14 protein-coding genes and 1 tRNA gene are annotated in these 23,959 nt (G+C 38.4%); 6 read left to right on the top strand and 9 right to left on the bottom strand.

Annotated elements, in window-relative coordinates:
• Positions 1 to 28 precede the first annotated feature (28 nt).
• The 4 genes from infB to JM81_RS14595 all read right to left on the bottom strand — a co-directional run bounded on the left by infB (position 29) and on the right by JM81_RS14595 (position 7,117).
• Positions 29 to 2,836 carry a translation initiation factor IF-2 gene (gene infB, locus JM81_RS14610; protein ID WP_089259329.1) on the bottom strand — a complete coding sequence of 936 codons (2,808 nt, stop codon included), beginning with the start codon at positions 2,834 to 2,836 and terminating at the stop codon, positions 29 to 31.
• Between the two features lie 42 nt (positions 2,837 to 2,878).
• Positions 2,879 to 4,111 (bottom strand): transcription termination factor NusA, encoded by a 1,233-nt coding sequence (nusA, locus tag JM81_RS14605; protein ID WP_089259328.1) that lies wholly within the window; start codon positions 4,109 to 4,111, stop codon positions 2,879 to 2,881.
• Between the two features lie 12 nt (positions 4,112 to 4,123).
• A complete protein-coding gene (rimP, locus tag JM81_RS14600; RefSeq protein ID WP_089259326.1) occupies positions 4,124 to 4,585 on the bottom strand; it encodes a ribosome assembly cofactor RimP in 462 nt (153 codons plus the stop codon).
• A 114-nt stretch (positions 4,586 to 4,699) separates the two neighbouring features.
• Positions 4,700 to 7,117, bottom strand: coding sequence for a TonB-dependent receptor plug domain-containing protein (locus tag JM81_RS14595; RefSeq protein ID WP_144804519.1), 2,418 nt, complete (start codon positions 7,115 to 7,117; stop codon positions 4,700 to 4,702).
• A gap of 127 nt (positions 7,118 to 7,244) precedes the next feature.
• On the opposite strand from JM81_RS14595, the gene JM81_RS14590 reads away from it, so the two are divergent.
• Positions 7,245 to 8,606: a cation:proton antiporter gene (locus JM81_RS14590; RefSeq protein WP_144804517.1), complete on the top strand. Its 1,362-nt coding sequence runs from the start codon at positions 7,245 to 7,247 to the stop codon at positions 8,604 to 8,606.
• Between the two features lie 15 nt (positions 8,607 to 8,621).
• On the opposite strand, the gene JM81_RS14585 is transcribed toward JM81_RS14590, so the two are convergent.
• Together JM81_RS14585 and JM81_RS14580 are read right to left on the bottom strand one after the other, a co-directional pair.
• Positions 8,622 to 8,954, bottom strand: a complete 333-nt coding sequence (locus JM81_RS14585) for a hypothetical protein (RefSeq protein ID WP_186435586.1) — start codon at positions 8,952 to 8,954, stop codon at positions 8,622 to 8,624.
• A gap of 198 nt (positions 8,955 to 9,152) precedes the next feature.
• A tRNA-Gln gene (locus JM81_RS14580) sits at positions 9,153 to 9,223 on the bottom strand.
• A gap of 168 nt (positions 9,224 to 9,391) precedes the next feature.
• Here JM81_RS14580 and JM81_RS14575 point away from each other — a divergent pair.
• A complete protein-coding gene (locus JM81_RS14575) occupies positions 9,392 to 12,742 on the top strand; it encodes a DUF2723 domain-containing protein (protein ID WP_144804515.1) in 3,351 nt (1,116 codons plus the stop codon).
• A gap of 58 nt (positions 12,743 to 12,800) precedes the next feature.
• Here the strand turns inward: JM81_RS14575 and JM81_RS14570 are convergent, their stop codons facing one another.
• The 3 genes from JM81_RS14570 to JM81_RS14560 all read right to left on the bottom strand — a co-directional run bounded on the left by JM81_RS14570 (position 12,801) and on the right by JM81_RS14560 (position 15,200).
• The gene (locus JM81_RS14570) at positions 12,801 to 13,097 is read right to left on the bottom strand and encodes a thioredoxin family protein (RefSeq protein ID WP_089259318.1); all 297 of its coding nucleotides are present in this window, start codon (positions 13,095 to 13,097) and stop codon (positions 12,801 to 12,803) included.
• Positions 13,098 to 13,189: 92 nt separating this feature from the next.
• Positions 13,190 to 14,419: a metallophosphoesterase gene (locus JM81_RS14565; RefSeq protein ID WP_144804513.1), complete on the bottom strand. Its 1,230-nt coding sequence runs from the start codon at positions 14,417 to 14,419 to the stop codon at positions 13,190 to 13,192.
• A 58-nt stretch (positions 14,420 to 14,477) separates the two neighbouring features.
• Positions 14,478 to 15,200: a copper homeostasis protein CutC gene (locus JM81_RS14560; protein ID WP_144804511.1), complete on the bottom strand. Its 723-nt coding sequence runs from the start codon at positions 15,198 to 15,200 to the stop codon at positions 14,478 to 14,480.
• Positions 15,201 to 15,241: 41 nt separating this feature from the next.
• On the opposite strand from JM81_RS14560, the gene JM81_RS14555 reads away from it, so the two are divergent.
• The 4 genes from JM81_RS14555 to JM81_RS14540 all read left to right on the top strand — a co-directional run bounded on the left by JM81_RS14555 (position 15,242) and on the right by JM81_RS14540 (position 23,949).
• On the top strand, positions 15,242 to 16,228 hold the full coding sequence (locus JM81_RS14555) for an isoaspartyl peptidase/L-asparaginase family protein (protein ID WP_144804510.1): 987 nt from the start codon (positions 15,242 to 15,244) through the stop codon (positions 16,226 to 16,228).
• A 61-nt stretch (positions 16,229 to 16,289) separates the two neighbouring features.
• Positions 16,290 to 19,124 carry a DNA polymerase I gene (gene polA / locus JM81_RS14550; RefSeq protein WP_144804508.1) on the top strand — a complete coding sequence of 945 codons (2,835 nt, stop codon included), beginning with the start codon at positions 16,290 to 16,292 and terminating at the stop codon, positions 19,122 to 19,124.
• Positions 19,125 to 19,249: 125 nt separating this feature from the next.
• The gene (locus JM81_RS14545; RefSeq protein ID WP_144804506.1) at positions 19,250 to 23,275 is read left to right on the top strand and encodes a thrombospondin type 3 repeat-containing protein; all 4,026 of its coding nucleotides are present in this window, start codon (positions 19,250 to 19,252) and stop codon (positions 23,273 to 23,275) included.
• Positions 23,272 to 23,949, top strand: a complete 678-nt coding sequence (locus tag JM81_RS14540; protein WP_144804504.1) for a hypothetical protein — start codon at positions 23,272 to 23,274, stop codon at positions 23,947 to 23,949. Before JM81_RS14545 ends, JM81_RS14540 begins: the two co-directional genes overlap by 4 nt.
• The last annotated feature ends 10 nt before the right edge of the window (positions 23,950 to 23,959 follow it).

The following is a 23,959-nucleotide window of genomic DNA, read 5'->3' as shown; positions in this document are numbered from 1 at the left end:
CAAACTACACATTAACATGTAGTTTTACTTATTTTGATTTCAGTTTCTTTTTAACAGCTACCTCTTGGAACGCTTCTACTATATCTCCTTCTACTATATCATTGTAGTTCTTGATCTGAAGTCCACAGTCATAGCCTTTGGAAACTTCCCTAACATCATCCTTGAATCTTTTCAACGATGCTAATGTACCGGTATAAATTACCACGCCATCACGTATTAAACGAATATTGGAATTTCTAAATATCTTACCACTGGTTACCATACAACCTGCAATGGTTCCAATTTTGGAAATCTTGAATGTTTCCCTAATTTCTGCCGTACCGGTTATCTCTTCTTTCATTTCCGGGGACAACATGCCTTCCATTGCGTCCTTAAGGTCATTGATTGCCGCATAAATAATGGAATACATACGGATATCTATTTCCTCTTTTTCTGCAATGGCCTTGGCATTACCCATTGGCCTTACATTAAACCCTATTATGACCGCGTCTGATGCAGATGCAAGAAGTACATCAGATTCCGTAATTGGTCCTACCGCCTTATGAATGATATTTACTTGGATTTCATCCGTAGATAACTTTTGGAACGAATCTGTAAGCGCTTCAACCGAACCGTCCACATCACCCTTAAGGATAATATTAAGTTCCTTGAATTCACCTAATGCAATTCTTCTACCAATTTCATCTAGTGTTATATGACGTTGCGTTCTAACGGATTGCTCCCTTTGTAACTGTGATCTACGAGATGCAATTTGTTTTGCTTCACGTTCATCTTCCAATACATAGAACTTGTCACCGGCCTGCGATGCTCCATCAAGACCAAGAATGGATATTGGCCTAGAAGGACCAACTTCCGTTACCGCATTACCACGCTCATCTTGCATGGCCTTAATTTTACCACTGGTGGTACCGGCTAGTACATAATCCCCTATTTTAAGGGTTCCTGCCTGTACCAAGACCGTTGATACATACCCCTTACCTTTATCCAAGTAAGCCTCAACGACTGTTCCACTGGCCAGTTTGTCAGGATTTGCCTTCAGCTCCAATATTTCAGCCTCCAACAATACTTTTTCCAATAATTCCTTGACCCCTAGACCTGTCTTGGCAGAAATATCATGCGATTGAATTTTACCACCCCAATCTTCTACCAATAAATTCATTTGTGCCAAGCCTTCCTTAATCTTATCAGGGTTTGCGGTTGGTCTATCGATTTTATTAATTGCAAAAACAATAGGTACGCCAGCTGCTTGCGCATGGCTTATGGCCTCCTTAGTCTGCGGCATTATATCGTCATCAGCTGCAATTACGATTATAGCGATATCCGTTACTTGTGCACCTCTTGCACGCATTGCGGTAAACGCCTCGTGACCAGGTGTATCCAAGAACGCAATACGCTCCCCATTTTCCAAGGTAACCCCGTAAGCACCAATGTGCTGGGTAATACCTCCACTTTCACCCGCAATTACGTTTTCCTTTCTAATATAATCCAGAAGAGAGGTTTTTCCGTGATCCACGTGCCCCATTACGGTCACGATCGGAGCCCTAGGCTTCAAATCCTCAGGAGCATCTGGCTCCTCAACAATACTTTCTTCTATATCTGCGGTTACAAAATCCACTTCATATCCAAATTCCTCTGCTACGATAGATAACGTTTCCGCATCTAAACGCTGGTTCATGGTCACCATGATACCTAAGGACATACAGGCAGAAATAATTTCTGTTGTAGAAACCCCCATCATTGTAGCAACTTCCGTAGCCGTAACAAACTCGGTAACCTTAAGTACCTTATTCTCTAATTCTTGTTTTTCAAGATCCTTTTCCGTTTGCTCACGGTGTTGATCTCTTTTACTTCTTCTATATTTAGCACCTTTACCTTTTTTGGACTTGCCTTGCAGCTTCTCCAAGGTTTCACGTACTTGCTTTTGAACATCTTCTTCCGTAGGCTCCACTTTGGCGGTAGGGGCAAATCTACCTCTACCTTTACGATCCCCTGTAGTATTGGATGGTCTTGATTGACCTCCACCCGGACCAGATGTATTTTTTGTAACGATTCTTCTACGCCTCTTCTTACGATCGGTAGATTTATCTGCAGGTTTTTTATCCGCTGGTTTCTTTTTGGGCTTTTCGAATTTACTTAAATCGATTTTAGCGCCAGCAATTTTAGGACCTGATAATTTTTGATATTGAGTCTCTATGGTAACGGGAGCTTCTGGCTCTGCCGTTCCCGCATCCTTAGCTTCACTTGCAGTTTCAGCTTTTTCTTCTTTCTTGGATTCACTTACCTTAGGCGTTTCTGCCTTCGGTTCGTCTTTTTTGACCTCTTCTTTTTTGGCTACGGGAGCTTCTTTTGGCTTTTCTACCTCAACCTTTTCAGTTTTTTGAACCTCTTCTTTTGCTTCAGGCTTAACTTCTGCCTTTGCTTCGGTTTTTGGAACATCCTTAGCAGGCTCCTCTTTCTTCTTTTTAGGATTCAGATCAATCTTACCGACCATCTTAGGCCCGGCAAGTTCAACTTTTCCTACCAAGGTCGACTCTTCTGATTCGGCATTTCTACGCTCACGGGCCAAGCGACGATCATCTTGTTCCTTTTCCAGTTGTACCCTAATTGCCTCTTTCTCTTTCCGCTTTTCCTCTCCTACTTCCTTAGATGCAACTTTTTTACTCTTGTCCGTCTGGAACTCGTCAAGCAAAACTTGATAAACATCATCAGAAATTTTAGTGGTAGGCCTAGCTTCCACATCATGTCCTTTTCCGTTTAGAAAGTCCACTGCCCTATCCAAGGAAATATTAAGTTCACGAAGAACTTTATTAAGCCTTATTTTCGCATTGTCTGCCATAAATACTGATTCCCGTTCTTTTATTTAAGTGCTAATATATAGCTAATCTTCTAATTCTTCTTTTAGGATGCGAACAACTTCAACAATTGTTTCCTCCTCAAGATCAGTACGCTTTACCAAATCACTAACATCTTGTTCTAAAACGCTACGTGCGGTATCCATACCTATCTTCTTGAATTCCTCTATGATCCAAGCATCTATTTCATCTGAAAACTCGGTCAATTCCACATCTTCCTCAACTCCTTCACGGAAAACATCTATCTCATAACCTGTCAACTGACCTGCCAATCTAATATTATGTCCTCCCCTACCAATAGCTTTGGAAACTTCTTCTGGTTTAAGGTAAACCTGAGCGGTCTTTTTTTCCTCGTTCAACTTTACAGAAGACACTCTAGCTGGGCTCAAAGCCCTGGTAACCAACAATTGTGGGTTTGCCGTCCAGTTGATTACATCTATATTTTCGTTCCCCAGCTCACGGACAATACCATGAATCCTAGATCCTTTCATTCCTACACAAGCACCAACAGGGTCAATACGGTCATCATAGGAATCTACTGCCACTTTAGCTTTTTCCCCTGGTATACGAACCGCCTTTTTAACCGTGATCAAACCGTCAAATACTTCCGGTATCTCTTGGAAAAACAACTGCTCCAAGAATTTGGGAGAACTTCTTGACATGATAATGGTCGGTTTTGCGCCTTTCAGTTCAACACTTTCAATAATACCCCTAACATTATCGCCTTTACGGAAAAAATCCGATGGTATCTGCCTATCTTTTGGAAGAACGATTTCATTGCCTTCGTCATCCAACAAAATTATAGCCTTATGGCGAATATGATGTACTTCTGCCGTATATATTTCACCTTCCAAATCTTTAAAGTGCTTATATATGGTAGTATTGTCATGCTCATGAATCTTAGAAATTAGGTTTTGCCTTAATGCCAAAATAGCCCTTCTTCCCAAGTCAATTAATTTAACCTCTTCTGAAACATCCTCACCAACTTCAAAATCCGGCTCTATCTTACGAGCTTCTGACAAGGAAATTTCCTCATTGGGCTCTTCAACCTCACCATCGTTTACCACAACACGGTTACGCCAAATTTCCAAATCTCCTTTATCTGGGTTAATAATGATATCAAAGTTATCATCTGAACCAAATTTCTTTTTTAGCGCATTTCTAAAAACATCTTCCAAAATGGCCATTAGTGTTACCCTGTCTATGAACTTATCGTCCTTAAACTCTGAGAAAGATTCAATTAACGCAATATTTTCCATTGGTAATTACAATTAAAATTTTAATACAACTTTTGCTTTAATAATATCTGAAAAATTTACTTCTTCTTTTTTTTGAACGGTAACCTTTCCTTTTCCTATTGGCTTAGGTTCTCTAGCCTTCCACTCTAAAACTATAGAATTTTCATTAACGGCAGTTAAATTACCCTCAAATTTATCATCATTGGTTCTTACTTCAAGTTTTCTTCCAATATTTTTTAAATATTGGCGGGGCATCACCAATGGCGAAGCCGCTCCTGCCGATGCCACCTCTAGGGAAAAATCATGCTCGTCACGATCTAGGTTATGCTCAATGGCGCGGCTGATCTTTATACAATCACTTACCGTAACACCATGATCTCCATCAATAACCACATGTATACTATTATCGGCCCCCATTGTAAAATCTATTAAAAACAATGAAGGGTCTTCCTTTAGACCTAGTTCCAATAACTCCTTTACTTTTTCCTTTAGCATAAATAATAAGTAATAAAAGAGGGGACTAATTGTCCCCTCATGAATACCTTTATATCCTTTCAGCACTGCAAATATAATATTTTTTAGGATTAATGTCCTAATTTTCAATCACAATCATTCAATAATTTCAATCGTTTTCTCTAACCGCAAAGGATTACCATTTTGATCTAATCCTTGCAGAACAATAGAATACCCCCCAATTGCCTCTTTTGTATCTATTTCGATTAAGGAATTATCCTTTACCGCTACATTGGGCACCCAATACAACACCTCACCATTGTTATTGATATGGCCTTTAGAACGATAGTCCATAAATTCATTTGCCTTGGAAAAACCAGGAATTGTGGCATTGACCCAATTAACAGGCCCGACAGATGCGGAATTATTATAATTCCCCCTCTTGGTATAGAATGCAATGACACCATTACCTCCCCTACCTCCAAAAGCGGCTGCACTGGCACCTTTTATAACATCTACAAACATAATTTCCTCTGCAAGTAATTGTTTAGCGGCATCAGCAGAGGTTGGAGCACCATTGATTAGAAAAAGAGGGTCTATGGATTCACTGATCGTACCAACGCCCCTAACCAAAACCCTTTGATTGGGATAAATACCGCTTACATTCACGCCCGGAGTCTGCATCAAGAGATCAAGAGCACTTACTGCCCCTAATTTGTATTTCAATGAATCTGCAACTATACGGTTATTATAAGAAAAATAAGGGGTTAACTTATTGTATTCCTTATCACGCGCAATTTGTTCTGACCAAGCATCTGACTCAACAACCACCTCTTCCAACACAGTTACTTCGTCATTGATGTCCATCAATTTATCTGACAAGTTTTGCCCAGCATTCCTTTGACCTTCGCCAATAATGCCGCCCTTGTTTGATGAACGCATTGTACTGACAGCAGGCCAGGTATCAAAAATATCTATTTCCAACGCATCTTTTGGTAATTTTCCCGCACCTACTTTATTTACATGTACCAATACGTTTAATGAATCATAAAAAACATAGGGTCCAAATTCAAAATCGCCCATAGCATTTGTTATACTACTTTCCTGAAAAAGTGACCCTCCGTTACCTGTTAAGGATACGGAGGATTTTGACGCATTTACAGCATTTTTCAACCCGACATTTCCTGACACCATTATACCAAGTTCCGGCCTATGCACCACCTCATCTATCTTAAATTCCTTTATTTTTTCCCAATCTACTTTATAATTATTATCCAATATCATCATGGCGTCCACGGCCTCTTTCAACTGTAACTCGCTTAAATCCCCAGACCCTTTCATTTGTGTTGCCGTTGCCAATGAATTACCCAAGGTGCTCATTTGCAAACCCGCTACTTCTTTATTTTCAATAATCCTATCTCTTGATACTACGGACAATGAAACATTACCCCATAAATAGTCCGCACCTTCAATACCCAACATAATGGGCTCACCACTACGATAAGTTTCCTTATCGAGCGTTAAACCAACAGCACCAAAATCACCTATTAAATTCAATGAGCGCTGACATTTGGCATTACCAAGCTGATCAAAAAGTGAAAAAGACACAATACCATTACCCAAATCCTTTTTAGCTATTTTAAAAAGTTTTTCCGTGTTTCCGCTTTTTTCACCCAATTGATATACCGATAATGGAGTTTCCCCTTTATGCGCCAAGAGTACACTTTTTTCTAGCTCCTTTTCATTTGTGCCAGCTACGCGCACCACAATATAATCTGACCCTTCCTTTACATGTAAACCATACCCTTTACTTATAACCTCCGGCAGCTTCTTTTCGTAAACTTGATCTCCAGAATTTATTCTTAAGCTATAAGATTTATTACTAAGTGGAGTGAAGTAAGCTTTTCCATAACCGGGAGATACCAACTCAAAATTGGTTACTACATTATCTTGATCATCAATTATAACACCACTATCCGCAAGCTTTCCCCCAATACCATTTACGGCTTTAACCCCAACGGCAGCAACCAAACCACTTACAAAAGATCCACCTTCCGGCCGCACATCAATATCCACTCCATGATCAAGATTGCCATTTTTTTGCCCAAGGTTAATACTCGTTTCGTTTTGTACAACAATAGGCTTTACTTGAATTCTTGGATGTTCATTATTAAGCATTAATTTGGTAAATGCCCTTATATAATACTTACCTGTATTCCAATTATTGGTAATGGACACATCTCCATAAGCCCCATTGTCCGATACCTTCAATTTTCTTTTATCCACAACATCCCCATTCTCATTAACCACTTCTACATAAGCCACCCCACTATACGGTTTTTCCTTATTGCTTAAACCATTGGTCATAAAAACACAGAACCAAATTGTTTCCCCTTTAACATAATAATCCTTATCCGTATGCACAATGGTGCGCTCATTGGCCAAATGACCATAATATTTTAGATGCTCTATCAGCTCATTCATTTTTTGTGGAAGAGGAGCATTTGTACTGTATGGGACAAAACTTAAAAGAACAAAGCTTGCTATTAAAATAGGCAATAATATTTTTCTCATATCGGCAAGAATTTCAAAAATTAACACTGATTTTCCTTAAAATTACATCAAAAAATATACCGAACTTACATCGAATCAGAATTTAACATTCCCATTAAATCTTTACCTTTAACCTACATTATTACCTATGGAAACACTAACCACTTACGATTTTATTATTACAGCATCCATCATAGTCATTGCATCTTTTTGGTTTAATATTATCAGCAAGAAAACAAATATACCTTCCGTATTACTGCTAATTCTTCTTGGGATAATCTTAAACCTAACCCTACAATTTTTGTTTGGCTCGGTCCCAGATTTTATTGGCAGTTTAAAGATATTGGGAACAATAGGATTGATCATGATCGTTCTGGAGGCGGCGTTGGAACTAGAACTCAAACGGGAGAAATTCTGGCCCATTCTCAAATCAATGGTCATTGCGGTATTAGGCCTTATAGCTTCTGCCTATGTTGCCGCTTTGATTTTACATCAATTTATTCCTAATATGACCATGCAATCTGCCTGGCTTTATGCAACTCCTTTATCTATTCTTTCCAGTGCAATCATAATCCCTAGTGTAGGCGGGCTTAAAGAAAAGAAAAAAGAGTTTCATATCTACGAAAGTACTTTTTCCGATATTATAGGAATAATGATGTTTTACTTTTTAACCGGCAAACTGAATCCTACCGAAGATCAAGGGGCCGTTGGTTTTGCATGGAATTTAGCACTAACCATTGTTATTGCTTTAGTTGCCAGTTATGCTATTATCCTAATATTTCAGCGAATTCAAAGTCAGGCCAAACTTTTTTTACTTATAGCTGTTTTGCTTCTCTTGTATGCTATTGGCAAAAAAATGCATTTGTCCTCTTTGATCATCATTTTGGTCTTTGGACTTATCGTTAAAAACGTGAAATTATTTTTCCCTGGCAAAACCAAAATTTTTCTCGAATCTGAGCGAATGAAGCAGATATATCACGAACTACATATTATAACCTTAGAGACCGCTTTTGTGATCCGCACATTCTTTTTTGTCATCTTTGGAGTCACCATTGTACTTTCTTCCCTATTAAGTTTAAACGTTGCTTTTGTAAGTTTATTGATCATAATATCTATCTATGGAATTAGATATTTGTTGTTATTTGTGTTTATAAGAAAAGACATCCTGCCTCAATTATTTATAGCACCCAGGGGATTAATTACCGTTCTATTGTTCTATGCCATACCCTCAGAAGCACAAGTAGATGGTTTTGAATCTGGCATACTACTCTTTGTGATTATTGCCACAAGTTTGATTATGACATGGGCCATGATAAAGGACAAACAAAAAATTGGGACTTTATTAGATGAAATTGATGAAGAAATAGTAGACCGCAATCTTACCGAGGATATTATCCGCGAAAATCAAATGGAAAATAAAAAGGAAATTTCCGAAAAAGGACCTGGTGAACAAATCATAGATTCCACTACAAGAAAAGATATGGGAAATAAAAGCGGGACGCTAAAATAATACCTATCAAAAGTATTATTCAGACAAATAAGAAGCCTGAACTTCCTGTCTTTCATTAAGCGCCTGAAGTTCTGCTTCCCCTAAACTATCCACTTCCTTTCTAAATCGTAAAATCATAAGGGTATCTAATTGTTGATCAATACTATCCCTAAACACTTTCCAATTGGTAGCGTTCATCTTACTATTATACTCCATTATTTTGTTGAACCGATCCAAATTATACCTGTTGGCCTTCCACGCATGTGTGGTACTCTCTTCATGCTTTAGATCTTGAAGGTAAATTCCAATACCAAAACCAGCAATAATTACAACGATTATAATTTTTAAAACTTTTGGGGAAAGGTTCATAAGGTCAAGTAATTTAGGGTGCTAAGTTAACAAATACGGTGATTGAAATAGTTTCTTTTCCGATGAATTTGTAACCTTATCAGTTTAAATGTACAAAAATACTTACATATTTAAACAGCTTCCTAAATTTTATTATTTACCGCACCATAAAGAAAAACCCGTTATCCAAATTTGATAACGGGTTTAAACACTTCTTAGTTGGCCCACAAGGACTCGAACCTTGAATGACGGTACCAAAAACCGGAGTGTTACCATTACACCATGGGCCAATACCTTCTAAGAGGCTGCAAATTTAAAACAAAGTTTCGTTTCACCAAACATTTTTTATGGTAAAAATTAAAAACATCTGATTACACCCCTGTTAAAGGTTTATAAAAATTGTTTATAGTTGTCTATATTAATTAGTAAATTCGCCACTTAGGTTTAACCCAAGTTTCATGTTTTCAAAGAACTATCATAAGTGGGACATCATATTAGGATGGTCCGTGTTTTTCATTGCCCTAATTACATATTATATTACTGTTGAGCCCACCAATAGTTTTTGGGATGCCGGGGAATATATAGCCACAGCGGCAAAACTTCAAGTAGGACATCCACCAGGAGCACCTTTATTGCAAATGATCGGCGCATTTTTTGCAATGTTTGCCATTGAACCTAGCAAAGTGGCCATGATGGTAAATTTGGTTTCCGGTGTTTCCAGTGCCTTTACTATTTTGTTCATGTTCTGGACCATAACGAATATTACCAGAAAGTTGATCGATAAGGATGGCCCTTTTACCAACAGTAAGGCTATTGCCGTGTTTGGGAGTGCCATAGTAGGTTCTTTGGCCTTTACCTTTTCAGATAGTTTTTGGTTCAATGCCGTAGAGACGGAAGTATATGCCATGGCAAGTTTCATTATGGCCTTGTTATTATGGCTTGGTTTAAAATGGACGGATAATCTGGATGATCCTCGCGGCAATAGATGGATTGTTTTAATATCATTTGTTGTTGGCCTAACATTTGGAATTCAGTTTATGGGCTTTTTGGCCATTCCCTCCATTGGCTTGCTATATTACTTTAAAACATACAAAAAAACGACTGTCAAGAATTTTTTGATCGCCAATATTGTGGTCATTGCCATTTTAATGCTTGTTTATAAATTTTCGTTGACCTATGTCTTGAAACTATTTGGTTGGGGAGAAGTATTCTTTATCAACAGTATTGGATTGCCCTTTAATTCGGGATCGATTATAATAGGTATATTGTTCATTGCCGCCTTTTATTTTGGGTTGAATTATACCAGAAAGAACAATTATAGAACGGCTAATACCATTGTATTGTGCCTTATGTTCTTATTTCTTGGGTTTTCATCTTGGCTAATGTTGCCTATCCGTGCAAATGCCAACGTGGTGATCAACGAAAACAACCCAGAAGATGCCAGGGCATTATTAGCCTATTATAATAGGGAACAGTATCCTGGGGTAGATAGTCCCGTTTACGGATCATACTATTCAGATATGTTTGCCCCTCCAGGGGAAGACCAAGATGGCAAACCCAAGTATGAAAAGGATTATGCGCTGGGCAAATATATTATAGTAAACAAATACAAAAACGCTGTTCAGGGCCCAAATCCTGACCACCAAGGGTTGTTGCCCAGAATGTGGAGCCCTCAGAATGCGGAGAACTATATGCGTTACTTTGGCGCTTTGGATTTTAGGGTAACCCAGTCCAGTCAAGAATTACGGCAAGCGGCAGAACAGGTTAAGACCGGATTTGCCAATGGGGAAATTGGAGCAGATCAATACATTAGTTTTCTTAAAAGATTTGACGAATACATTGAGGTACAGCCCCCAACACTATGGGAGAATATTGAATACATGATAGAATTTCAGTTCAATTACATGTATCTACGTTACTTTATGTGGAACTTTGTTGGTAAACAAAATGATGTTCAAGGTCGTTATAATGAAAACGGAAATTGGTTAAGCGGTATTAATTTTATAGACAGTCTAAGACTGGGAAGTCAAGATAATTTACCTAGTGATATTAAAAATAATCCTGGCAGGAACACCTATTTTTTTCTACCATTGCTTTTAGGAATCATTGGTATTGTCTTCCAGGTTTCCAAGGATAAAAAACAATTTTGGGTCCTTATGATTTTCTTTCTTTTTACCGGGTTGGCCATTCAGTTCTATACCAATCCAGGAATATTTCAACCTAGGGAAAGAGATTATTCATTGGTAGGTTCTTTTTATGTATTTGCGCTGTGGATCGGAATCGGGGTTTACGGTTTATATGATGGTTTCAAAGATTGGGTAACCCCAAAAATACTAGCACCTGCCGTAGTTATTGTAAGCCTACTTGCCGTACCAACGGTAATGGCCGTCCAAAATTGGGACGATCATGACCGATCTAATAGATTTACCGCCAACAGTACCGCTAAAGCCTATCTAGATTCGTGTCAGGAAGATGTTGGGGCCATTCTTTTCACCATAGGGGACAATGACACCTTTCCTATTTGGTACGCCCAGGAAATTGAAAATTATAGGACAGATGTACGTATAGTGTGCACCAGTCTATTTGAAACGGATTGGTATGTGGACCAAATGAAGAAAAAAGCCTATGAAAGTGACCCAATCCCTTCTCAGATTTCACACGAGAAATATAGAACGGGCTCAAGAGATGTCCTATATCATCAAGGCATTACGGAAAACAGGTGGCCGATCAAAGACTTTATTAATTGGATCGATAGTGATAAGCCACGTACAAAACTTAAGTATTTGTTTGAACAAAATGGTGCTGATTTAAGTCAATATTCTGAGGATACCCAAAATATGGTTTACTATCCTACCAATAAAATAAGGGTACCAGTGAATAAACAGAATGTGTTGAACTCAGGTCTTGTCAAGGAAAAAGATGCAGATTTAATCGTAGACTATATAGATATTGACCTTCCTGGCGCCATTACCAAAAAAAGCATGATGATGCTCGATATTCTTGCGAACAATGATTGGAAACGCCCGCTCTATTTTTCCGGGGGTAGTTTTGATGATGCAGAATACCTTTGGATGAAGGACTACCTACAACTAGATGGTCTTGCCTATAAATTAGTTCCAATCCGCACAGAACGTCCAAATGCTTTTGAACTGGGACGGATAGATACTGATCTTATGTACGACATTGTCAAGAAATGGGAATGGGGCAATGCCGGAGGAGATATTTATCATGATACACAAACCCGTATTCAGAGTGTTTCATTTAGAGGCAATTTAGCACGATTAATGGAAGCATTGATAAAGGAAAACAAAATGGACAAGGCTAAGGAAATCATTGAAATCTCCTTACAGAATATGCCTGTGGACAAGTTTGGCTACTATACATTAATAGAACCATTTATAGATGGTTATTATAAGGTGGGCGAAAGTAAAAAAGGGTATGAACACTTTAAGGTCTTAAAGAAAAAATATCAAGAAAGGCTGGAATATTATGCCTCTACCAATGTAGATGAACAATATAGCAACATTGATGATATTATCGCGGATATGGAAGCCTACAGAAGAAACATAGATATTATCATACAGAACGATACGGAAGACTTAGCTGAAAAAGAAACCCTGATCTTTAACGAATACATTGATAAGTTTCAGCATTTCTACAAGGATGAGGATAGTATGGAACTTTTAGAGGAAAGTATTCAAGGAGATCCAGATATGACGGACACTCTTCCCATATCGGACACCATAGTTCCGGACAACACCAAAACAGATATGTTGGAGGACACGGTTAATCTAAGCATACAACAATAAAAGCTTTGGGCATGGCCCAAAGCTTTATCGTATCATTTTAACACTGGTAAGTAACTTCCTAAACGTATTCCTTAAGAATACCTATAAGGGTATTGGCATCTTGTTCACCGCTTTGGCGCCAGACCATTTCCCCTTTTTTATAGATCATTAATGTAGGCAATCCTTTAACGCGCAAGGCTTGGGAAAGTTCCTTATTTTTATCCACATCGATCTTGATCACCTTGCCTTTATCCCCTAAAGCTGCCGCTACATCTCTAAGCACAGGGTGCATAGATGTAGACTGCTCGTTCCACTCGGCATAAAAATCGAGTAGTACCGGTATTTTTAAATCTATAAGCTCTCCAAATTTGGACATATAAATTGCTTTTCTATGTTAGCCAAATGTAATAAAAATTGTTAAAAAATTATCCTTGACTTCTTATTTGTATGACTTTAAAAGGGTTAAAATCATGTTAATGCCTTTTTTCGTAAAGTTATAACGGTAATTTCTGGCCAAATACCAACCCTTCCTGGGTAGCCCAAGAATCCAAATCCCCTATTTACGTTTATGAACTGACCCATTTCCTTATAAATTCCTGCCCAATATGGGTAGCGCCATTTTACTGGGCTCCATTTTACCCATCCTGGTATTTCTATACCAAATTGCATTCCATGGGTATGTCCGCTAAGGGTAAGATGATAATGATAAGGGTCATTGATGACTTCCATCTCCCAATGCGAAGGATCATGACTCATCAATATCTTAAAATCATCCTTATCTATTGCTGCAGAAGCCTTTTTAAGGTCCCCTGCTTTCTTAAAACCGCCCTTTCCCCAATTTTCCACACCTATCAACGCAATTTTATCTTCCCCTTTTTGCAAATAACGATGCTCGTTTAACAAAAGGTCAAAGCCCATGTTTCGCTGCAATTCTTTAAGATTTTCCAAATTTTTGCTTTTGAGCTCCTCCGTTTCCCATGGAATGTAATCACCGTAATCATGGTTGCCCAATACAGAAAACTTACCATCTTTTGCTTTTAATGTACCAAAGAGATCAGCCCAGGGCAACATTTCAGAAGTCATATTATTGACCATATCCCCCGTAAACAAAAGCACATCACTTTTCTGTTTATTGATGAGGTCAACACCATACTCGATCATCTTTCTATTATCAAAACTACCACTATGAATATCAGATATTTGGGTAATTTGATAACCATCAAAACTTTCCGGCAAATCATCAAACTCCAACGTGTACCGCAATACCTTAAAATTATATTTACCCTTATACATACCATATAATAATGCCCCAAAGGGAATAGAGGCTACGCCCAAAGCCAATAAGCTCAAGAAACGTCTGCGTGCCGGAAGTCCAAATTCCTTTCCTGCACCAAAAAATCGTTGATATATTCCGGTAGAGATTCTGAAAAGATCCTCAGAAAACAAAAATAATATGGTAATAATATTGAAGGTCAACACTGTCAATAACAAGCCAAATGCATAACTCTTTGAAATACTTAAGACACGTCCTGTTTCCTCACCAACCGTAAATTGATAAATAAAATTGGCCATGACCACCAAAGAAATGGCAATATACAGGTAGGACCACCATGGTTGCTTAGTTACTGTTTTTAAGGCCTGCAGTACATAAAAGCTAAGTGCTACATATAATATGGTAAAAATAACCCATCGTGCCATAAATTCTATTTTTTACAAAGATATCCGTATCACAGTGGTATACGTGCTCATTTCAATTTTATTTAACCTTGGTCACCACTTCATGAACATTTTTAAATTGGGTCACGGCCACATGGTCATCACTTAAAAAAGATTTGGAATTCATGGTTATAGGCGCAATTATATCCAGTTTTTTTTCCATTGCGGTTCCGGATAAGTGTACGGCTTTAAAACCTTGGTCCTTGAACAAGCTTACATTACCTGCATTGACACCTGAACCGGGCATAATATCAATACATGAACTATGTTTTTGTAAATCGCATAACAACTGTAGACCTTTAGGTGCAGAATTTTGCTGCCCTGAAGTCAACACGTAATCCATTTCCAATTCTTCCAATTGCCTCATTGCCTCTATAGGGTTTTCCACCCAGTCAAAAGCTCTATGAAAGGTAAATTTCAAATGACCGGCAGCCTGTTTCAATATTTTTGTTCGTTCAACATCTACTTTAAAATTTTGATGCAATACCCCTGAGACAATTCCAGAAAACCCCAGTTCAACACACAAGTTAATATCGGTCACCATAATATTGAGTTCATCATCCGTATATGAAAAATTGCCACTTCTTGGACGTATCAACACATGAACGGGAATGGAAACCCGCTCCTTGACCATTTTCAACAATCCATAGGAAGGTGTCAATCCGCCTACAGCAAGCTCTGAACAAAGTTCAATTCGGTCTGCCCCAGCACGTTCCGCAATCAAGGCAGATTCCAAGGAATTTGCACAAACTTCTACTAGCATATTCTTATATTTAAGGCCTCTAAAAGTAAAGAACCCAAACCATGAAAAGAAGAAAGTTCATAAGAAATTCCAGCACAATAGCGGCAGGTATCATATCTGCACCAATTTTAGCCTCTTGCAAGGAGGAAACGGCCGTAAACCTACCAAGTAAGGTCCCAACTGTTCCTATTGCCATATGTACCTGGGATTTTGGAAATGCAACGGCCAAGGCTTGGGAGGTATTACAGGAAGGCGGCAGTTCGTTAGATGCTGTTCACCAAGGCGTTATGGTAGAGGAGAATGACCTCAACAACAATACTGTAGGTAATGGCGGTCGTCCCGATCGTGACGGAAGGGTTACTTTAGATGCATGTATTATGGACAAGGACGGTAATTGCGGTGCCGTATTGGCCATGCAAAATATTGCCAATCCCATTTCCGTGGCAAGAAAGGTAATGGAAGAAACCCCACATGTTATGCTGGCCGGCAAAGGAGCGGAACAATTTGCATACGAGCAAGGTTTTGAAAAGACCAATCTACTTACTGAGAAAGCAAAACAAGACTGGCTTGAATGGAAGAAAACTTCTGAATATAAACCAATTATCAACATTGAAAACCACGATACCATAGGTATGCTGGCAATTGATGCTAAAGGTGATATTGCTGGCGCATGTACTACGAGCGGTATGGCCTATAAAATGGCCGGTAGGGTTGGTGACTCCCCTATCATAGGAGCGGGACTGTTCATTGACAATGAAGTTGGCGGGGCAACTGCGACTGGGGTAGGTGAAGAAGTGGTCAGGACCGTAGGCAGCTTTCTTATCGTTGAACTCATGCGGCAGGGAAAAACCCCTCAAGAGGCTTGTGAGGAAGGTGTTAAACGCATCATTGCCAAAAACAAGGACAAACAAGATTTTCAAATTGGGTTTATAGCCATAAACAAGCAAGGAGAAACAGGTGCATATTGTATTCACCCGGGGTTCACGTACAGAACATACACCAAAGACGGTCATGTCAACAATCCCTCACAGAGTTACCTTAACGGGTAAGACTTAAAATGAATTCCATTTCAATTTGTACTTTTAATCCCTACACAAACAATATACTCACATGGCCGATCAAAAAAGACTGTTTTTACTAGATGCATATGCATTGATATTTCGTGGTTACTACGCCCTTATAAAGAATCCAAGAATAAATTCTCAAGGTATGGACACCTCCGCAATCATGGGTTTTATGAATTCTTTGTTTGATGTGATCAGAAGGGAAAAGCCAGACCATTTGGCCGTATGCTTTGACAAAGGCGGTAGTGTGGAACGTACGGAAATGTTTGAAGCATATAAAGCAAATAGGGACGAAACACCGGATGCCATTCGTTTGGCTATACCTTATATTCAAGATATTTTAAAGGCAATGCACATACCTAGTGTAGTATTGGAAGGCTGGGAAGCAGATGATATCATTGGCACATTGTCAAAACAGGCGGAAAAAGAGGACTATAAGGTTTTTATGGTTACTCCTGATAAGGATTTTGGACAATTGGTCTCAGAGAACATTTTTATGTATCGCCCGGCACGTATGGGTAACGGTATTGAAATCTGGGGAATTCCTGAAGTTCAAAAACGTTTTGGTGTAGAGCGTCCGGAACAGGTTATAGATTATTTGGGCATGATGGGCGATGCCAGTGACAATATCCCGGGCTTGCCTGGTGTTGGCGATAAGACTGCAAAAAAATTCATTGCCCAATTTGGCAGTATGGAGAATCTTTTGGCCAATACCGATCAGCTAAAGGGAAAGATGAAAGAGAAGATTGAGGCCAATAAGGAACTAGGTATTTTATCCAAAAAACTGGCAACCATTTGTATAGATTGTGATGTTACTTTCAATGCATCTGACTATGAGCTTTCCGTGCCGGATTTTGAAAAGGTGCAGGAAATTTTTGAACAACTAGAATTTAGAAGACTTAAAGATCAGTTTTTGAAAATATTTGCTACGGACACCCAAGAACAGGTTACACAGGTTTCTAGCACACCTACGGCCAAGAAAGAACTGCAAGATGCGGGTTCCGGTCAGTTTTCCTTGTTTGGCAATGCTGCGGATGCAGGAGCCACTGTCAAGGATTATTCCAGCAGAAAAACTATAGCGGATGTGGCCCATGCCTACCAAAGTGTACTACCGGGTATGGCGATGAAATTATTTTTACAAAATTTAATGAAACAACCCTCGGTATGCTTTGATACCGAAACAACGGGCCTTAACCCTATCACGGCAGAATTGGTAGGTATTGCATTTTCATGGGAGGCCACCAAAGGGTTTTATATCCCATTTCCCGATAATAAGGACGAAACCCAGAAACTGCTAGAGGAATTACGCCCGTTCTTTGAATCTGAAACTATTGAGAAAATTGGCCAGAACCTTAAATATGACATTAAGGTATTGGACAAATATAATATTGACGTGAAAGGACCGCTATTTGATACGATGCTGGCCCATTACCTCATTAATCCGGATATGCGTCATAATATGGATGTATTATCTGAAACTTATCTTAATTACACTCCCATCTCCATAACGGAACTAATTGGAAAAAAAGGTAAGAATCAGTTGAATATGCGAGATGTACCCTTAGAGAAACAAACGGAATATGCCGTAGAGGATGCGGACATCACCTATCAATTAGCACAACATTTTAGACCAGAATTAAAAGAGGCCAATACGGAAAAACTGTTCAATGAAATAGAAATACCTTTATTACGCGTATTAGCGGATATGGAACTTGAAGGCATTAATTTGGACAAGGAGTTTTTAAACTCCCTTTCCCAAGATTTAAACGACGATATTGCCACACTTGAGGCAAAAATATATGAAGTGGCCGGTGAAGAGTTCAATATTGGATCACCCAAACAATTGGGCGAAATTCTTTTTGACAAATTAAAATTGGTTGACAAACCTAAAAAAACCAAGACAGGTCAATATTCAACTGCAGAAGATGTATTGTCCTATTTGGCAAAAGACCATGAGATCATACAAAATGTATTGGACTACAGGGGGCTTGCAAAACTTAAAAGTACGTATGTAGATGCATTGCCCGAACAGGTAGAACCCTCTACGGGTCGTGTACATACAGATTACATGCAAACCGTGGCAGCCACAGGACGTTTAAGCAGTAACAATCCCAATTTACAGAACATTCCTATTAGAACTGAGCGGGGACGTCAAGTACGAAAAGCTTTTATTCCAAGAGACGAGAACTATACATTATTAGCAGCTGATTACTCACAAATAGAACTACGGATCATTGCGGCACTTAGCGAAGAAACCACAATGATCGAAGCCTTTAAAAATGGCGAGGACATTCACGCCTCTACTGCTTCAAAAGTATTTGGGGTTCCCTTGGAAGAGGTGACTAGGGAACAAAGAAGCAATGCCAAAACGGTTAATTTTGGTATTATATATGGTGTATCGGCCTTTGGATTAAGTAACCAGACCAACTTATCCAGATCAGAGGCAAAAGAACTTATAGACACCTATTACAAAACATATCCAAAACTACGGAACTATATGAGCGAGCAAGTTGATTTTGCCCGTGAAAATGGCTACGTGCAAACCATTTTGGGCAGAAGGAGATACCTAAAGGATATAAATGGCAGCAATGCTATGGTAAGGGGCGCAGCGGAAAGAAATGCGGTAAATGCCCCTATTCAAGGTAGTGCTGCCGACATCATTAAAATTGCTATGATCAACATTCATAAAAAGCTAGAGGAAAAGAAGTTCAAGACTAAAATGCTTTTGCAAGTACATGACGAATTGGTATTTGATGTTTATAAAACAGAATTGGATGAATTAAAGCACCTGATCAAGGCCGAAATGGAAAATGCCTATAAAATTGCCGTTCCGCTGGATGTAGAAGTTGGTATTGGTGATAACTGGCTGGTTGCACACTAGTTAGCTTAAAAACTTAAATATCAACTTAAAAATTGTAAGAAAAAAAGGATGTAGTATATCGATTATTAATACTATAATATAATTATGATAGTTATATTACGGTTAGATAACCTACAACAAAACCTATGTCTAAAAACTACACTCAACTGCTTTTTGCAGTATTTATCCTGTTTAGCATTCAACTTTCATCCCAAGGCACAGCGGCTACTGACCGCGAGGCATTAATAGCCTTTTACAATTCAACAGATGGAGATAATTGGACTATCTCTTGGGATTTAAGTGCCCCAACCGATTCTTGGTATGGTGTCACAACAGACGCAAACGGAAGAGTCACGAACATTCTTATCCAGTCCAATGGTTTGGTAGGTTCCTTACCAGATGAACTTGGGAATTTATCTGAATTACAGAGCTTAGAACTACACAGAAATTTTTATATTGGCTATATACCTAATGTGATAAACGGTTCAATTCCAAATACATTTCAGAATCTTAAAAAACTTGAAATTTTAAACCTATTTTCAACAGGTATTAGCGGCGCTATTCCAAATGAGATTGGGCAAATGACTGCACTTAAGACACTGCGGCTATCCAGTAATGATCTCACAGGAGAAATACCAGCATCGCTTGGGAATCTTACAAATTTGGAGGTGTTGTTAATAGGCAGTAACAATTTAACCGGTAACATTCCAGCACAATTAGGCCAGTTAAACAACTTAAAAAGATTAAGCCTAATAAACAATGACCTCACAGGTAATATCCCTTCTGATTTAGGTCTGTTAACCAACCTCACAGAGCTAAGCTTAGGTTGGAACAATTTAACAGGAAATATACCTGCTACTATCGGTCAATTGGTTAATCTAAATATTTTGTATTTATCCATTAATCAATTGTCAGGTCCTATACCTTCATCTTTGGGTAATTTATCATTACTTGAAAGCCTAGAAATGGATCACAATAGTCTAACCGGAACAATACCAAATAGTCTAGGACAACTAAGTAACTTGACCAGACTTATTATTAGAACTAACAACTTAGAAGGTGGCATACCTTCTGAAATAGGACAATTGACAAACTTGGAAGAATTACTCTTAAATAGTAATAATCTTACGGGAACAATTCCTCTACAATTAGGTAATTTAAGCAATTTGACCAAGTTACATATACATGATAATCAATTATCAGGTAGTATTCCAGAAGAATTAGGCAATCTTGCAAATTTGACTGACCTGAACTTATACAAAAACCTTTTAGAGGGTACTATACCTGTAAGTCTGACCCAGTTAAACAATTTAACTTCACTCAACTTCAGTATTAATAATCTTAATGGTATTGTCCCTGTTTTTTCTAAGGATGAAATTCAAGTTTTATCATTTGCGAACAACAATTTTATTTTTGAAGATTTGTTTAATACTTTGGGTAATCAGGCCAATGCAATTTACTATCCTCAACTAAATATAGATGAACCTGCAACCATTGACATGGAAACAGGGGATGTCTTTACCATTTCAGTTACCGCCACAACAGATTCCAATAATAATTACCAATGGCGTAAAGATGGAGAAAATATTGACGGTGCTACCAGTTCCACTTTTACCATAGCAAGCGTTTCCACTGCAGACATAGGGTCTTATGATTGTTTAATTTCAAATTCCACTTTACCGGAATTAATATTAAACAAAAACCCTGTTCTACTAACGGTAGACGGAGCCAGTATTATAGATACGGACAATGACGGCATTGCAGACAATGATGACCAATGTCCTGGTACACCCGAAGGTGAAACAGTCAATTTTAGAGGTTGTTCCCAAAGTCAACTAGATGATGACAATGATGGTGTTACCAATAATCTTGATGTATGCCGTAATACCCCAGTAGGGGAACCTGTAGACGAAAAAGGATGTATTATTATCCCTCCAAATCAAACAAACTTTCTGCAAAATTTCAGTTTTGAAAATTGGTCTGGAACACCTAGTGCCCCAGATAATTGGTCAATAGTGAATGCTAATTCTGTTTCCCAAGCCAATTTCTATTATGCAACGGAAGGTTATTCTTCATTAAGACTAGATTTAAGCACCAGTATATCTGAAAGAACCGAATTAAGTACTAGAAACGTTAGTAAAGTTTCATTACAGAAAAACAAGGCACACACCTTCGCTTTTGATTATAAAGTTTATGTAGGTACAGGGGAATCTATAACGGCCAATCTTTGGATATTAAAGGATGGAGGAAATTTTGCTACCCAATATATAAATGAATCCCTTACCTTGAATACTGACGGAGAATGGCATACCTACTCATTTGATTTTATGACGGATACCGAGGATGAAGACTATGTTTTTGAATTAGAATTTAGGGCCACCTCCGCTCCACAAAGTGTTATCGTTGTAGATTATATGCGCGTACTGGGTGAAACCCCACCAGACGAAGATAATGATGGGGTTACAGATGCCATTGACCAATGTCCAAACACATCTCCCAATGCATTGGCCGTAGATGATTATGGCTGCGAAGTTGCAATAGACAATTCCAGTATAATTGAAGACCCTAGTTTTGAAGATTGGTCATTAGGCGGTGGAAGCAATTTGGCGCAATGGGGAATAATTATGATACCGGGAAGTTCATGGAACAAAAATGAGGATATAAGTGATAATTTAGAATATAGTCTAGAACTCACAACAGGTGATAATGGTACAAACACTTCATCAATCTTTCAAAAAGAGGTGCAACTTTATAAAGGTGTTTCATATGAAATTGCTATTGATTACAAAATTACCGAAGGCAGTTTTAACACCTTAGAGTTTGAACTGACAAAAGGTATTTTTCCCGAAACTATCTATAAAGTTACAACGGATCCCTCTGAAAATGGTTGGAATACATTTAGGGTATATTTTACACCAGAATCAAATGAACTGGTAGATTTGAACATAAGTGCAATATCCGATCAACCACAGGAACATATTTTACTAGACAATATGGTCCTTAGAGCAAACATTGCTAGCACAGATGATGATAATGATGGGGTGGACAATACTGTAGACCAATGTCCCAATACACCTATGGGAGAATCTGTGAACGCCAATGGTTGTTCCCAAAGCCAGTTAGATGATGACAATGACGGTGTAAGTAACGACAGTGACAATTGCCCTAACACCCCAGAAGGAACTTTTGTAAATAATATTGGGTGCCCAGTTACACAAACAGATACAGATGAAGATGAAGATGGTGTTTTTGACGCAGATGATTTATGCCCAAATACCCCAGCAGGTGAAACAGTAAATAGCAACGGTTGCTCACAAAGCCAATTAGACGATGATAATGACGGTGTAAACAACGCTATTGACCAATGTCCAAATACGCTTCCAAATGTAACGGTAAACGCTGAGGGTTGTGCAGACAATCAGACTGCTTTACCTGATATTCCCAATAATGGAATTCAAGTAAAAGTTACCAGTACCAGCTGCCCTAACACTTCTAATGGAGAAATTACGGTCAGCTTAACTGAAGATTATTTGTATCAGGTGGAATTAAGCCGTGGTGCGTTAAATGAATCTTTTTCCAATATTACCAATAATGAAGATTTTGTTAAATCAAACCTATCGCCAGGTGTGTATTCAGTATGCATTAACATACCGGATTTCCCAGATTTTAAACAATGTTTTACGGTTACCGTTAGTGTACCTGATGAATTTACAACCGGTAAAACCGTGGTAGATTATCATGCCCAGAAAGCAAGAATTATAGTTTCTGGAAGCAAAAGCTATGAGGTATTGGTAAATGATAAAATGTATACGTACCAATTTGACGATGTTTTAAATCATGAGATTCTATTTCCATTGGATAAAGGAGTAAATCAAATTTCAATTGAAACAGATAAAATTTGTCAAGGTATATTCAATGATAATATTGTTATAAATCAAGCCATCCTTTCTCCAAATCCTGTTGCTGAAACATTACGTGTAGAAGGTCTTGACAACATGAATAACGCTCAAATCTTAATTGCAAATGTAAATGGAGTAACAGCCGTACGTAGCAGTAGCGAAATAAACAATGGAGAATTGTCGATGGATATATCTAACCTTGATCCAGGTGTTTACATGTTGACCGTATTAGAGAATGAAAAAGAAATCAATTTAAAATTTGTAAAAAAATGAAAGTAGCTATAAAATTATTTTTAGTAATGACACTAATGGTTTCATGTGGTGGCGGTGGAGATAATGATAGTCCCAACCCACCAGATGAAGTGGAAAAGGAATTAGGCGCTTTCTCATTGACTTTCCCAGACAATAATCTTATCTGCACGGAAGGGGAAGAAAATACCGACGGAACCGTTGGTATTGAGTTTCTGTGGACAGCATCTACAAATGCCACTTCTTATGAACTTGAGCTAATTAACCAAGAAACCAGCACCGCGGAGAATAAAACTGTTAATGGCACTTCTACAGTTATAAACGTTCCCAAAGGTGTACAGTTTACATGGCAAATAACGGCCAAATTAGACGCTAAGACCTTAAAGAGCGATTCTTGGAATTTCTATTCGCAAGGTACAGTAACAGAGAGTTACGCCCCATTTCCTGCAACCATTGAAGTTGAAGACCAAGGTAATTCTACGGCAGACATTTCTTGGATTGCAGAGGATTTAGACGACGACCTTACCGGCTATGATGTTTCTATAGGTACCGCAAACAATCCAGAAATTCTTTTAGAGGATACCACGTTGACCACAACTAATTTCACCTATACAGAAGGCGAAGTGTATTTTATAAGAGTAGTTTCAAAAGATAGTACCGGCAACACCTCTGCAAATGAGATGACTTTTAGTTTTTAAACTCTTGTTA

Origin of the sequence: Maribacter sp. MAR_2009_72 (assembly GCF_007827235.1) — a bacterium.
GTDB lineage: Bacteria > Bacteroidota > Bacteroidia > Flavobacteriales > Flavobacteriaceae > Maribacter > Maribacter sedimenticola.
The sequence above is the reverse complement of the archived record's forward strand: the minus strand, read 5'-3'. Positions and strand labels throughout refer to the sequence as shown.